This is a genomic window from Nitrospira sp., from assembly GCA_016788885.1.
GTDB lineage: Bacteria > Nitrospirota > Nitrospiria > Nitrospirales > Nitrospiraceae > Nitrospira_A.
In genome coordinates, this window is record JAEURX010000063.1 from 1 (window position 1) to 14,288 (window position 14,288).

The 14,288-nt window shown below is 56.6% G+C and carries 10 protein-coding genes; 6 read left to right on the forward strand and 4 right to left on the reverse strand.

Annotated elements, in window-relative coordinates:
* The first annotated feature begins 76 nt into the window (after positions 1–76).
* From JNL86_16395 to JNL86_16405, 3 genes are all read left to right on the forward strand, one after another.
* Positions 77–343: a helix-turn-helix transcriptional regulator gene (locus tag JNL86_16395; GenBank protein MBL8044489.1), complete on the forward strand. Its 267-nt coding sequence runs from the start codon at positions 77–79 to the stop codon at positions 341–343.
* Positions 344–519: 176 nt separating this feature from the next.
* Positions 520–1,266 (forward strand): hypothetical protein, encoded by a 747-nt coding sequence (locus tag JNL86_16400; protein MBL8044490.1) that lies wholly within the window; start codon positions 520–522, stop codon positions 1,264–1,266.
* Between the two features lie 712 nt (positions 1,267–1,978).
* Positions 1,979–2,383, forward strand: a complete 405-nt coding sequence (locus tag JNL86_16405) for a hypothetical protein (protein MBL8044491.1) — start codon at positions 1,979–1,981, stop codon at positions 2,381–2,383.
* A 701-nt stretch (positions 2,384–3,084) separates the two neighbouring features.
* Here the strand turns inward: JNL86_16405 and JNL86_16410 are convergent.
* Complete coding sequence (locus tag JNL86_16410; protein ID MBL8044492.1) at positions 3,085–3,714, reverse strand: class II aldolase/adducin family protein; 630 nt, start codon at positions 3,712–3,714, stop codon at positions 3,085–3,087.
* 146 nt (positions 3,715–3,860) lie between these two features.
* Between JNL86_16410 and JNL86_16415 the strand changes: the two genes are divergently transcribed.
* The gene (locus tag JNL86_16415; protein ID MBL8044493.1) at positions 3,861–4,844 is read left to right on the forward strand and encodes an alpha/beta fold hydrolase; all 984 of its coding nucleotides are present in this window, start codon (positions 3,861–3,863) and stop codon (positions 4,842–4,844) included.
* Between the two features lie 103 nt (positions 4,845–4,947).
* Here JNL86_16415 and JNL86_16420 read toward each other — a convergent pair whose 3' ends face one another.
* Positions 4,948–7,956 (reverse strand): GAF domain-containing protein, encoded by a 3,009-nt coding sequence (locus JNL86_16420; GenBank protein MBL8044494.1) that lies wholly within the window; start codon positions 7,954–7,956, stop codon positions 4,948–4,950.
* Between the two features lie 33 nt (positions 7,957–7,989).
* The gene (locus tag JNL86_16425; GenBank protein ID MBL8044495.1) at positions 7,990–10,713 is read right to left on the reverse strand and encodes an alpha/beta fold hydrolase; all 2,724 of its coding nucleotides are present in this window, start codon (positions 10,711–10,713) and stop codon (positions 7,990–7,992) included.
* 701 nt (positions 10,714–11,414) lie between these two features.
* Here JNL86_16425 and JNL86_16430 point away from each other — a divergent pair.
* Together JNL86_16430 and JNL86_16435 are read left to right on the forward strand one after the other, a co-directional pair.
* Positions 11,415–11,777: a hypothetical protein gene (locus tag JNL86_16430; protein MBL8044496.1), complete on the forward strand. Its 363-nt coding sequence runs from the start codon at positions 11,415–11,417 to the stop codon at positions 11,775–11,777.
* Positions 11,774–12,697 (forward strand): hypothetical protein, encoded by a 924-nt coding sequence (locus tag JNL86_16435; GenBank protein ID MBL8044497.1) that lies wholly within the window; start codon positions 11,774–11,776, stop codon positions 12,695–12,697. The genes JNL86_16430 and JNL86_16435 overlap by 4 nt, the downstream gene beginning before the upstream one ends.
* Before the next feature lie 69 nt (positions 12,698–12,766).
* Here the strand turns inward: JNL86_16435 and JNL86_16440 are convergent, their stop codons facing one another.
* Positions 12,767–14,287 carry a proteasome accessory factor PafA2 family protein gene (locus tag JNL86_16440; GenBank protein ID MBL8044498.1) on the reverse strand — a complete coding sequence of 507 codons (1,521 nt, stop codon included), beginning with the start codon at positions 14,285–14,287 and terminating at the stop codon, positions 12,767–12,769.
* Position 14,288: the final 1 nt, after the last annotated feature.

A 14,288-nucleotide genomic window follows, 5' to 3' on the forward strand; every position in this document is an offset into this window, starting at 1 on the left:
CAGTCAACACAAAATCCTCCACCTATATTGACCACTGGGCAACGAATCTCTATAGTGCGCTTCACGGAGGCTGCACATGATCAAGAATCATCTGAAAGAATGGCGGGCGCGGCAAGCGCAACGCGGCATTTCCAAGGCTACTCTGGCACGCAGGATACGGGTGAATCGTTCCTACGTCACTAAACTGGAGCAGGGTAAGGCGGTCCCGAGTCTGCAGGTTGCCCTTCTACTCGCTGAGTATTTCGGCTGTACCGTGGATGAGCTGTTCGAGTTACAGGCTGAAACGACGCCTGATCTTTCTCATGACAATATGTTGCCCAATGGGCATCTACATGAAGATTGAAGTACATTTCATCCCCATCAATTCACACGCGCGGGAAGAACGCAGCTCACGCCTGCAGGCTCTTCTACTCCAGGGTGCGCGACGGCTCACCGGCTTGCCTGCCTGTAGTTCTACGGGTCCCCAGGATTCGTCTCTCCCATCTTTCTCGCCACCTCCACCATCTCAGGAGACCTTTCATGGCTGAGGCTTATTCATCCAGGTTTGAATCAGCCGCTCAAGACCCTGAATCAGGCGGGCGTCCAGTCAGACCGGAGTGGTCGCGCAAACAAAAGCGTGGATATCAGCGAGTTCGTTCGCTGTTGTGGTTTTGGGAGGCCCATCACTTTCAGGTGTTATGGGTCACCCTGTCTACCGCAGAAGGCGGTCAGGCCGACAAGTTGACCTATCACCACAAGCAATTACGTCAACGGATCGAACGACAGCTCGGCTTTCGAGGCTTGGAGTATTACCAAGTTCGTACGGAAGAAGGTCACGGCGTGTTGCATATCTTTTGGGCTTGGCGAGTCCCAGATGGTGAACGCGCTCGCCGGTTCTGGATCTCGCAAGAATGGCTGTCTGCGCAATGGCAAGGCCTCCACGGGGCTCCGGTGGTCTGGATCAAAGCCTACCAGCCGGGGCATCGCTCCAGGAACCGCCTGAGTCGATATGTCATCAGCCAATACGTTCAGGATCAATCAGGCTACGTGAATATGTGCTGGTCGTGGAAACGGTCGCTCGGTTTCCCCATGAGCACCCTGTGGGAAGAGATGCGCAATCAATGGTCGAGCAGGAATGCCTTTCGCCGGATTCGAGGGGAAATCGAAATCCCTCGGGTCGTGCTCTTTAAAACCTGGGAGGACCTGCTCGCCGGGCATGCGATCTGGTTTGACGGTTTCATTCTGCAACTGGTCTTAGGCAAAGGCCTGACTTTTTCGAAACCATGACCGCTCACACCTGCGTTCGAAAAATCGAGTCCTTGTTTGGCCCGACCTGCTGCGGACGCCCTGGCCTTGTCTATGATCGAGCCCGAAAGGGCTGGCTCTGCGCGGCACACAGCCAAGATCGATTGTGCGAGTTCTGTCAGTCGGATCTGGTGTGGGGTCGCATCTGTTACCAGGGCGACGGCGTGGCCAGAGAAATCCTGCTGTGCTGCGCGTGCGCTGGCCTCACCTTTCGCAATTCCCGCCATTAAACACCTCTGCTCTTAGTTGCACCCAAGAGGCCCTTTCACCCCGTGCGTCTTCTAGGGGTGATAGGCCTCGTCTGATGGAGAGCTATCAAATGATGACGGCGATGCGTCAGCTTGGCCGTCCCCTTGGAAAGTCGTCTCAAGTCGGAATGAGAAAGATGAGCACTTACAAGACCACGGGGTTTATTGAAGAAGAACTCGCCCAACGAGGCCGCCCGGCCGTTCCGGACCACTGGACCGGACGGCCGGGGGGATCGGGGGCGCAGCCCCCGCTTCACTTGATATATATGGTTAAAGTAGCAAAGAGAAGGAACGTGTGACTGTTTGCCGTGCTACTCGGAGGTTCCGGTCGTCCCTGGAAACCTCACCTTGGATAGATTGCGGCTCGCTTGATCTTTCAATGGCAGTGGCGCATCATTTTGCGGCAAAACATCCTTACTTAAAAGCGGACAATCGATTCGGGATTTATGGGTAATAACGAACCGAAAGAGAAATGGAAAATTGAAACCAACGACCGATACCAACGGGTAATAGGCATACTTATTTCACTAGCCACGGCTACGCTCTTTCTACCCATAGTAATTGTTAAAGACATCTTGCCTGTTCCAAAAAATGTTGCTGTATTCGATCATTTGACTCCGAGTGTAATCATCAGTTGGTGCTTGCTATATCTCGCGATTTTGAGTGGGATGATATTTAATTACCTCTCCGCAAAGTGGGTTAAACAAGCGTGGGGACAGGAGATTTGGTTTACCAGTTCGCGTCTTGAAACACTTTTGGATTTGACGTTTTGGATCACAGCGATTTGTTTTATCGCTGGACTTGTTATCATCATTTGCTTCGCCGCAACATTCACGCCGACAGTAAAGTAATGATCTGGATGGTTGACCGGAGTTCACATCGTAGAAACCTGCTTACCTTGGGGAAAAGTTATATGAAATATGCCTGGTTGTTACCACTAGGACTTTTAATGACAGGATGCAGCCATATGCTTTGCACAGCTGGCCTTGATTGCAGTGACTACTATTTAGAGCAATTAGATGAAATGGCACCTATGTGGGATCAATGGCTTGGCAAGACTAAAGATGAGCGCATCAAATCGGAGGGGCCACCAGACAAGTGTGAAGTTCTTGTTACTGGGGAAGAGGTTTGTGAGTGGCGTTCAGGTGGTATCAGTGGACAAGGTTCATACTCAGCTCATTCTGGCTATGGGCAATCCTCCTCATCGTCATGGGAACATCGAAGAATCTTCACTTATGACCAAAACCACATTGCTCGCGCGTGGAGTTATCGTGGAAGCCTAGGAATTCGAAATAGCAGGGCCAATAACACGTCTTCTCAGTGATATGCTAGCCAGTAAATCTAAAGCCACGGAATCGTTCTCAAGCTCAATCCGTCCATCAAGAAATATGGCCACGGCTTAACGGTGACTGACGGGAACAGTTGAATTGTACTGTCCGACATGGATACAGGCCGTGGAGCCAATCTAGACACATACCAGGGGGCTGCCGGCAGCATACCGACAGCCCCCTTTCTTCTACTCTGCAGCGTTGGCGTTACACCTTCCTATTAGTTACGACTGCCCGGATGACCGCGCTGCAACTCCACTTTTCAGCACGATTTCGCAGATATGGTCTAACCGCTCTATATGCTCATACGCAGCCCAAGGGTCCGTCGACACAGCACACACACCATGATTCTTTTGCCCCACAATGTCGTATGCCAAGGTCCCGTCTTTCCTGATCCCTAAACATTCCGCCGTCACATCAGCCAAGCCTCGGGATAGCGCAGGCAATGCGGGAACCGTTGGGCCGACACGGGTATACCGGGAAATTTCAGGAAATTCAGCACTCATCGCCTGTAAGTCGATCCCGGCATACATGGCGGCAACGATATGGGTCGCGTGAACATGAACAACCGTACGCGTTTTTTTGGTATCCCGCTGGAGGTTCCAATGCATCCAGAGTTCGCCGGAAGGCTGCTGGCCGTCACGTACGTTGGGAACCAGAAACCCACTTCCGGGGTCAACCATCACTTCCAATCGCACGACGTGCTCAGGATGAACAATGGTCTTCCGCCATCCAGAAGGCGTGATATACAGATATTTTCCCTCCCGCTTTCGCATACTGATATTCCCATCTCTGGTAGTAATCCACCCCCGCTCATACACCCGCCTCATCACATCACCGATGGCCGTCAGCATACCTGCCTCCTGTAAGAACGAATGCTCCAGCCTCTGTTATCGGTTACTCCTCGCAAACCCTTGAGAGGGAGCAAGGGCTCCTTTCCCCCAGGAAACAGCAGTTTAGACTGGGCAGCGACCTCAGCATTTGTTTATGATCGCGCGGAATGCGTTCCCTGAATAATTTCAGCCCTCCATTACTGTTCCGTAATCCTCACCTGATGACGCTGGTGCCACGGTACTGGCCTCGACCGCACTGGAATCAGGGCCTTCCGCAAGTCAGGCGATTGTTCATCACTGCGCCGGGCACCCAACTCCTCGGCATGTGTCACTGGCAACATGTTCCCACCGCAGCACCCACCGTCCTGCTGCTTCACGGATTGGAAGGTTCAGCGGAGTCTCATTACATGCGTGGAATGGCGGCAAAAGCCTATCAGGCAGGCTTTAACGTCATTCGCATGAACCAACGCACCTGTGGCGGCACCGATCACCTCACGCCGACGCTCTACAACAGCGGGCTCAGTTCCGATTACCGGGCGATTCTTCGAGAATTGTCACGCAGTGATGGCTTGTCACGCATCTGGCTCGTCGGGTATTCAATGGGGGGCAATCTCCTGCTCAAGGCAGCGGGGGAACTGGGACGTTCGGAGTCAGCGCTGGCGGGAGTCGTGGCCGTGAGCCCTAATATTGATCCTACGCCGTGCGTGGCTGCACTGGAAACACCCAGGAATTGGCTCTATCACTCACACTTTCTCACAAGTCTGAAGGCACGATTACGGCGCAAGGCAGCGTTGTTGCCTGGACGATGGGATCTCTCCGTGCTCCCGAAGATCAAAACGATCTCGCAGTTCGATGAACGGTACACCGCTCGCGATGGAGGCTATCGGGATGCTGCCGACTATTATGATCGCGCTGGGGCACGTCACGTCTTGCACAACATCGCGGTTCCCACGCTGATCATCACGGCCCAGGATGATCCGTTCATCCCGGCATCCATATTCGACATCCCCGCCATTCGCAGCAACTCACACCTAACGACAGCTCTGCTTCCCTTCGGCGGACATTGCGGATTTTTCCAGAAACAGACTCCAGAGGAAGACCGGTTTTGGGCGGAAAATCGAATCATCGAGTGGCTGGCGTTGCACCGCTGATCGGCCAGGAACAGGCGGAAACCGGCACCGAAATTTTCACCGAGAGCGGGACGTCGATGTCGGGGGAACATCGACACTTGCTATCGGGACTACGATCACATGTTCAGGTCCTGGTCTTGGCCGTCGCGCCAGGCTTGCCGAACTGTGCCTCAAGCCCCAGGTGAGGTCTGGCCAGGAACGATCCCGCCAGCTTCCGCCCATCATCATACGCCGGTTGTGCAGCCTGCCACTCGGCCATCGGTGGGTTGACCGGAAGATTGACCATGAACTTCGTCCCATGCCCCACTTCACTCAGCACTTCCACATAGCCACCATGCTCTTGCACGATTTGGTGGGCAATGGTCAGGCCAAGACCGGTCCCCTCACGCTCACCGCTTTCGTGCTTCGTCGTATAAAACGGATCGAAGATATGATCCAGGTCATGTGGCTCAATCCCAGGCCCACTATCCTCCACCTCAATCTGAACCCAAGGCTCGTTCAGTGGCTTGACCAGCTTTCTCGTCCGTACTGAGAGCCGGCCCCCCTGCTCATTGCCGATTGCCTCCATGGCATTGATGAACAAATTCAGCAACACTTGCTTGACTTGCTGCCGGTCAAGTTTGACGAAGGGGAGATCGGCCTCGAGTTCCTTTTGAATCGTAATGGCCTTACTACTGGCCTTCACCTCGATAAAATACAGACAGGACGATACCACGTCGTTCAGATTCTCCAACGTCAGCTTGGGCGTCATGTAGCGGGCATAGTCCAGAATTTCATGCACCAGTCGTTCAATCCGCTCGACATCTTCACACACCACCTGGCTGAACTGTTCCATAAACTCCACATCATCCCGTCGATCGGGGGCCAATTGGACGAACGTCTTGATCGAGGTGAGCGGGTTTCGAATCTCATGCGCAAAACCGCCGGCCATGGTTTCCAGCGAACGGAGCCGGTCGGTACGGCGCATCAGCAGTTGCGAACGCCGGAGGTCTTCATAGAGCAACGCGTTGTCGATTGCGATGGCGGCATGTTGCGCCAACGTTTTGAGCAACGCCAGTTCCTCGGTAGAGTACATCCCGTGATTCGCACGGCGACCTAAGTTGCAGAACCCAACGAGTCGCTCCTTGCTGACGAGAGGAATGCAGACCTCAGATTCCAGTCGCCTCAACGTATCGATAAGTCCTAGGTGGTCGGAATCGGCTTTATCGTATTCGATCTCCTCTCGGACCAGCGCGGTTTCGGTTCGAAGCAACACTCTGGGAAATTCACTTTCCATCTTGATGGGAGGCACGCTGACATCACGAGTCACAAAACCATAGGACGCGGTCAGGCTGTAAATCCCTTGCTCCTTATCAAGCACATACACCGAGGCGGTCTTGATGTTCATGACCCGAGCGAGCGTTTGCACCAATTCCTTGGTGAGCGACTTCAATTCCAAAATGGCCACGAGAGACCTGGAAAACTGCACCAACGTATCGTAGGCGTCGTACCGTTCCCGAAAGAGAGTTTGCCCGATCGCTCGCTCCACCCCCTTCTGCAGATTGGCCAAGCCGCTCGAGACAATCACAAACAGGCCGAAAAGCACGCCGGCAAGGAAATAATGGAACGTGCCGGTAAAAATCCGAATGACGAGCAGAATCATCATGTAGGCCGGAATCAGCCCCATCAATTTGATCGACAATATGACCTTGGGGCGGCTCGGGGCGAACGAAATGTCCATCAGTTCGTATCGGGCGATTGCGTACGCAACGACTGTCACCGACAGCCCCGCCAGCAGATAGCCGACCGGATAGAAACTGAACCCGTAGTTCTGGAGAAAATCGAGCGAGGCGAGGAATCCCAACGCGATGGCGGCAAAGGTGTATTTGAGTTGGGCGCCCAGGAGCGGGGTCGATACGAGATGGAACCGGTAGCCCTGATACAGCCGGTAGGCCGTGAAACTGCCGCCCGCCACCACGTAGGCTACCAGCCACGGGTGGAGGATGCCGGCCTTGGGATAGCGCCCCCAATAATAGAGATATTGACCATCGAGCAAATATGGCGTGAACAGCAGGCCCCAGAACAGCCCCCCAACCACGTAGTTCCAGAGAATCAGCCGATCCTGCACCGCTCCCCAGGCAAGCCGCTGCGCGAAGTGATAGGTCAAGGCGGGCAGGAACACCACACCCGTATAGATCACCCGCACCCACAGAAGCGCCTCATCTTCCCGCGACGCCGAGAACAACATGAAACAGCCGAATAGCCACAGGCAGGCCGCACCACAGACGGCACTGAAGACCGTGTTGGAAGAAGAGCGGGGATTGTTGCTCAACACCCAAAAGGCACAGATGAGAAACAGGGTTCCGGCTAAGAGCGGCGGGGTGGAATGGCCTGTGGCACGGTTGCTCAGGATTGCCCCGATTGACGTGGCCACCACAATGATCGCGAGCACAATGGCATAGCCGAGGCCTTTGTTCAGCACAACGCTGATGTTCATCAGGCGGTACCGAACAATCGTATAGGCCATCAACGCGGTGTACACCGTGATGAGCACCGTGCCGTAGGGCAACAGCGGAACGCCATACCAGAGGGGGAAATTCGTCGCGCCGCCTGAGTATCCGATGACACTGGCCACCAGCATATAGGCATACTGATGACGTCGGATTCCGTTGGCGTCTCTCAAGGCTACCCCGACGAGAGACGTGGCATAAATGACGTACCAGAGAAAATACAACAGAAACGGGTGGAAGAAGGGCCCGGGGACCGGCCAGAAGGCGAAGGACATCGCGGGATGCACTCCGGCGACAAACCAGGGCGTCGTATCCGCCAGCAGGAAGAAGCCGGCCAACGCGTAGCCGATCTTCAGCGTTCTGGCATGCCGCGCCGTGATATCAAGAAATGTGACCGTGTGGTGAAAATAGAGGACGGGAATGACTGAGGCGCCCGCCATGACTAGGCGCAACAGACTGACCGCGAGGTCTTTGGATTCAGTGAGTTGCCACCCGCAGTAGAAAATGCTCCAGAAGGCGATGCTCAGACAGTACAGCCCGTAGATCCGATTGCGGGCTGCGGCAGGATCCCGGAAATAGACAAACAGTCCGAGCCCCGTCGCAGCCAGCGCATTCACGAGCGCGCTGAGTGCGAGCAGTTTCATATTAGGTACTCTGGCATGACCCGAGTCGAGTCATCATGCAGCAATCGTGACATTGGCCAGGCCCTTGTCCGCCACGGCAATAAGTGCTTGGTTCCCAAATGTGGAATACACGCGCGGGCGTGACACACCCGCAGCGCGTAAGAGCCCTTCGAATTCAGCTTGGTAGTGGAACTGAAACGTGCCTTCGCCTTCGCGTTCCTTGATTCTACCAGAATTGTCGAGGAGACGACGGCCTTCCTCGATTTGGTCCGCCGTCTGTGCCGTATCCACGAAGTTGCGATAGATGGCAGAGAGATCGGCATAGGGTTTCAGATTGGAAATCACCAACCTCCCCTGAGGAGCCAACACCCGGAGATACTCACGCAGTGTGGACAACGGGTCCCGCACGTACCCGAGCACGAGGTTGCACACGACGCGGTCAAAAGAATGGTCGGGAAACGGCAGCGGATGTTCTAAGTCTGCCTGGCACACGCGCATCGACATGGGCATATAGGCCCGCAACCCCTCATAGAATTGCCCCTGCAGCGTCGCCCCAACCTGCTCGAAGTTGACCTTCGCCTGTGCCAGCGCCGCCGGCACGAAATCCAGCCCGACATAGTCGGGAGAACGGAAATTTCCTCGACGCGCATACCGCTGTCGGAATGCCTCATTGAGCTGGAGGAACACGCCGAAATTGCCGTTGCCGCACCCGGCATCCAGAATCCGCTCCCCCTGGTGACATTCCCCCATCAGACGATAGAGGTGATCCATTAATCGCCAGAAGTCAGCCACGTTCGGAATCGTCTGAAAATTCTGTAAGTAGTCCTGCCAGAATGCGACGTGGTCGGACTTTCGCATCGGCCGACGCGTCTTACTCCGCTCCCGTTCGGTTCGATTCTGTGCACCGATCTCTCGATGCGAGGGTTCGACCGTCCGTTCCTGGCGCCGCTCCGGCCACAACTCCTGCTGACAACAGACCGCAATCTGGCGATACACCGTGCGGGCCTTCCGCGGACTCTCCTGGATCCGATGCAAGGCTCCCGGAACTTCAAACGAGTGGCGCAGGTTCGGGCCAATCGCCGCAGCCACCGATGCGATCGATTTCGGATCGACCCAGGCATCCTGCTCGGCATGGAACAACACCACGGGAGTTTGCACGCGCTCGGCATCGCACTCCGTCGTGGCCAGATCCGCATAACCAGCCTGAACGGCGTGCTCCAGCCAACGATCCGCATCAATCGTCAGGCCTAGGATATTCACCACGCCTTTGCGCACGCCGGCCAGATGCTCTCCGATGAGATCCTCCTGATGCACAGCCTGCAACGTATGCCGAACATCCATGATGCCGTTGATCAGCATCAGCAATCGCACATGCGAGACACGCCCCGCGACCTTGAGGGCCACGCGGCCGGCGAGGCTGGTGGCCACGAGGCCGATTGGTCGACCCGGCCATTGGCTGGCCACATGATCGAGCACGGTCTCCAAATCCTGCTCCATGTCTTCAAGGCGAAATTGCGTGACCAGACCGTCACTTTCCCCGACATGGTTCACATTGTCGTAGCGGACGACGTGAAAGCCATTGCCCGCAAGATAATACGCCAGTGGGACATAGTCACGTTTGCTCTCCCCATACCCGGGAGCCAATACGACGATAGGCGCCTCTCCTGCCGGAGCCGTTCGGGGCCGGTCGTGGCACAGCGCGATTCGGACTCCGGATGGCCGGACACATTCCGAAAACTCACTGATCACAGTAGGTTGCTCCGATCGGGGCTCTCCGCCGCCCGCCGGGACCTGAGCCAGCAGATGCTCAATGACATCCTCGACCTCTTTCGCAACCGGAAGAAATCGTACTCCTACCAGCACCGTCTTCCCCGCCACCGGAACGCAACCGGGGCGCACCTCGATCGAGCCGGGTCTCGTCCAGACAACCTCACCAACCACTGAACAGAGACCCGAAGGCAGGATGCTCTCCGAGAAGCCCTGGAGTGTGCTCGCCGGTGTCCATCGCAGTTCGAGTTCAGAACCCAACACATCCTCTTCAACCGCGAGACGCACGCACGCTCCATTCGGCGTCAGGTCCGTCGTCACTGCATCAGACACCAGTCGCGCTCCCGCCTGATTTCGAAGACTGACCTCCGTACTCAGACCAACGATGATTCGTGGTTGCCGTCGCCGTTCCTGACGAGGACGTTCAGGCCCTCGCACAAGCTCCAAGCGGGCCTGAGCGACGGGTGCGGGCGGAGCACCGGATTCAATCAGGGCTTCTTCCTGCTCCTGGGCGATCAATGCCGCAGTCACACGAAGTGCCCGCCCCCCATTCCGGCTCTCGCTCATTAACGAGGCCAACACCCGCTCATCAGCGACGCTCAAACGCACGAACTGAATGGCCAAGGTCATCGTGGACTGCACTCGCCCTACCCCATTCTGTGCCGCACGAATACCGCAGACCATTCCTATACTCTCTAGTCCGGCGGCATCCGGGCTGAGGCTCAACATCATCTGTTGATTCAGCATCGCAGGTACTTCCGCGACAAAATCCATTGAGAGCCCGCCAAAACTGATGCTCCGAGTCGTCCCCTTCCACACCTGGCCTTGAAATCGAAGCTGGGTGGCGAGCCGAACCGTGAGGCGGCGGGAGGCACGTCGCTCCGCAACGGTGAGGGACCAGGCATCACTCGTTTTTTTTCTCTCAGGGACCGGAGTGATCCCACTATCCTCAGGCCCGCACGGGCCGATCACAGACATGTGCAGATTGCGCGTTGCGACCTGATTCGGCATACATCCCCTCCCGCAAGATTGAGCGCTGGTCCGTCCAGTGCTGTTCGATGAACAATGCGTGATCATCGTCGCCCGTTTACGCATTGCGCTCCGGGCGAGGCTGGACTCTTGCAAGCGCACGAATGATTCCAGAGGGGCGAGAAGAAATGAGAGAGTCAGCGCACGGAAGGTTACACGGCACGCACAGCCTCAGTGTCGGCGCAAAGCGACCACTTAAAGTGGCGTAGATTCGAAGGTTATTCTAGGGAATTAGACATATTTGTCAACTCCTACCGCACAACACGTCTCCCGGCCTACTACAATTAACCTAGTAGTTCCCAACAGGGCCGACCGTCCGTACTACGCTCTTCTCCTTCGCCATTCACTGTGTCAGAGCCAGTCAGTCCACTGACGTGTGTCACGATCCTGACACACATTTCGGCACCTGATCGCCTGATCCACGCCACCTTCCGCTCATTCCATTAAGAAGTCCTGACGCACCCCTCTGCCCCGCTCATGATCCGGTTTTAAGAGAGGGTGGCGGTCATCGCGCTTGGGCCGACCGCGAACCGGTCAACGTGAACCCCTCCAAGATTTCTCCTCCCGCCCCCTGACATCACGCCGGTTGCTTTGACCACAGAGGTATGCTACCCACTGGGGCTGGTCTCCACCATGGGCACACTATCATGCGGCCTATACGCTTTAGATCCCCTGCGACTCTTGTGATACTCTTCGCCACCGGCCTCCAGGTCGGCTGCCAGAGCCTTCCGCCTGTCACCGAAGGGTATCCGCATCAACAAGGACTTCGGGGACAATCGAAGCAATCCGTGCTCGCCTGTGCAGGCGCACCGCTCCAAGAACGCGAAGAGGGAGCCGTCACCATGCTGCGGTATTACAAAGAGGCACCCCTGTTAGAAGAATCCATGGTGGCGTCAAAGGGCAGCCGGCCGACCGTGCACCACGGCTGCTGGGCCACCGTCATTCTGCAGGACCAGCGCGTGAACCAGGTCCGCTATCGTTTCGTCCCGAGTTCAGTGGATGCCTCCAACGATTGCGAAGAAATCTTCGCGAACTGCCCGGAATGATGCCGCTCCGACACACGCGACGACAGCGGATTCTCTGGTTGGCGCTGCTGGCCGGCTGCCTTCCATTCCTGACCGACGGACCACCACCCGCCCATGGACTCGAAAAATATGGACGGCCGCTCCCCTCCATGGACGAACCGGAACACGAGACTCGGGAAGAGGAAGAGACGCTCTTTGGCGGGTACCTGCTGACAGGCGCCTTCGTGAAAAACCCCACCTTCGCCGCCCGCCCCGACAACACCGGCCTGGTGGGCATGCGTCATATGCTGCACGTGGAAACGGACATCTATAAACAATACTTGACGTTCTACACGGACCAAAATTTCTTCTCGGACCGCAACAACGGCTGGATCACCCTGTCGGAATGGGATGCCACCTTCGCCTTCACGGGTGTCATCGATCGGTTCAACTGGCGCCTGCAATACGAGCGTGATGCCCCGCTCGACCGCCGCGGACTCAAACAAGCGTATGCGGATGCGCTGGTGACCGCACGCTTTCAGGCCGTTCAGGATTCCAACTGGTGGCGGCGCACGTTCCCCAATCAAAACCTCACGGCCTACGCCGGGGCCGGCTGGTTGTTTCACAACAGCCAATACTTTGCTCGCCCGAACAACACAGGCCGCGCCCTCTTTCGCTACGTGGCCCATGCCGACTTGGATATCTACAAAAACAAAATCGTGCTCTATGGCGACATGAATCTATTTACCGACCGGGAAGCGAGCAATACGATAAACCCGTCGGAACTCGACTGGATCGTGGGCATCGCCGTGCGTTGGAAAGACATGGAACTGGCCTTCTATCGGGAAGAAGACCGACCATTGGACCAATCGGGGCTGGTTCAGAAGTATTTTGCGGTCCAACTGCGGTTTGCGTTCGACGTGTCCAAGGGGGCGATGGAACGGGTCGGTCTTACTCGGTAGGAAGGAACCAGCAGGCCGGCTGGTCACTGCGGATACTGGAGGCACTCGTCAGCGGCGATACCGCGGCCCTCACCCAGGATTCTCGGGATTCGGGAAGGCTGACCGTCCGGCGAGATGGCCGCGCACGTCCTGCACATAGGTTTTGAACGGATCGGCCATGAAGAACGGTGCAGCCCCCCGCAGTTTAAAATTCGACCAGTTGATGATGTAGTCGTACGATGCATGGTCGTCGTACTCAGGCGGAGACGCCATCTCCGGCCCGGCCCCTCCACCGGCAAGAAGGTGGCGGACCAACTCCCCTCGACCGAACGCCCGGGTGTTTCGCGGTGGATGGTCCTGCGCCAGCTGAACGACCCTGTCTGTCGTCAAACGCGGCCCACGCCCCTCTTCTTCAAGCCCATAGCAAAGTCCTCGCTCCGGGTGGAGATTGTGGTATTCGAGGTCCAGGCTCTTCAACATGGGATCATCCCACGCCACCTGTTCGGCGTCCCGATAGGTGTCCAGCAACCACAACTTCGACGCCCAATCGATCCGCCCCACCAACGCCTCATATCCGCCACGCAAACCGGTCAACACCGACTCCCATTGATCGAGCACCCAATCCGTCTCTTCATCCTGTCCCTGACAATGGCGTCGAGCCGCCGCAAGAAACTGTTCCTGCACATCGATGGCAGAGATCGACTGCCCCGATTCCAGCCGCACGATCCATTGGCGCTCCGGGTCACGGGAAATCTCCTGCAACGCCTCAACCGGCTCACTGATCCCGAGTCCACGCGGGGCCTGCCCCGCCTCAATCAGTTGCAACACCAATCCCGTGGTCCCCATCTTCAATGCTGTTGCATACTCGGCCATGTTCGAATCACCGCACAGAAGATGGATGCGGCGGTATTGATTCGGATCGGCCAAGGGCTCATCCCGCGTGTTGACGATCGCTCGGTTGTGCTGCACCCATTCAAAGAAGTCGTTCACGATATAGTCGGCTCGCTGGGAGATCTGGAACGGTACGATCGACCGGTCTTGGGCGTCGCGCAGCCCCGGCCGATGCAAAATGAGGCCGCCGACCTGTATCCACTCGTTGGGATCGCTGGCACAACCGATTCGCCCGGCGCCCGTGAAGATCTGCCGGGTGACTAGGAACGTGACCAGCGGCCCAAGCCCGCGCCTGGAGAAAGGGAACTGGCGGCTCACCAGATAGTTTTCATGCGAGCCGAACGTCGCATCAGTTTCGTGGTCGATATTGTTCTTAATCAACGAGACCGTGCCATCCAACTCCAGCGCCGTGATCGCCTGCTGAATGATACGGTCGCCGGCTCGATCCGATGCCACCAGATCCGCCAGGGTGGTGCATTCAGGCGAGGCATACTCCAGATGCCCCATATCGATATACAGCCGCCCGGCATTCGTCAGAAAGCCGCCGTTCCCTGGCGGTTCATCGTGACCGCGATGATGCAGATCGAGCACCCCTCGCCGATCGACATGAAAAACATGATCGCGAATGCGTTGGGCAACCCAGGAGGGAGAGTATTCAGGCCGATCCTGGTTGACCAGGAGGCCATACTCTGTTTCGAGTCCGAAAATACGATTCAGCATA

What these genes read in the sequence shown, in the direction of transcription:
- JNL86_16395 (MBL8044489.1), top strand. Translation starts at nt 77, where the DNA reads ATGATCAAGAATCATCTGAAAGAATGGCGGGCGCGGCAAGCGCAACGC.
- JNL86_16400 (MBL8044490.1), top strand. Translation starts at nt 520, where the DNA reads ATGGCTGAGGCTTATTCATCCAGGTTTGAATCAGCCGCTCAAGACCCT.
- JNL86_16405 (MBL8044491.1), top strand. Translation starts at nt 1,979, where the DNA reads ATGGGTAATAACGAACCGAAAGAGAAATGGAAAATTGAAACCAACGAC.
- JNL86_16410 (MBL8044492.1), bottom strand. Translation starts at nt 3,714, where the DNA reads ATGCTGACGGCCATCGGTGATGTGATGAGGCGGGTGTATGAGCGGGGG.
- JNL86_16415 (MBL8044493.1), top strand. Translation starts at nt 3,861, where the DNA reads ATGCGTTCCCTGAATAATTTCAGCCCTCCATTACTGTTCCGTAATCCT.
- JNL86_16420 (MBL8044494.1), bottom strand. Translation starts at nt 7,956, where the DNA reads ATGAAACTGCTCGCACTCAGCGCGCTCGTGAATGCGCTGGCTGCGACG.
- JNL86_16425 (MBL8044495.1), bottom strand. Translation starts at nt 10,713, where the DNA reads ATGCCGAATCAGGTCGCAACGCGCAATCTGCACATGTCTGTGATCGGC.
- JNL86_16435 (MBL8044497.1), top strand. Translation starts at nt 11,774, where the DNA reads ATGATGCCGCTCCGACACACGCGACGACAGCGGATTCTCTGGTTGGCG.
- JNL86_16440 (MBL8044498.1), bottom strand. Translation starts at nt 14,287, where the DNA reads ATGCTGAATCGTATTTTCGGACTCGAAACAGAGTATGGCCTCCTGGTC.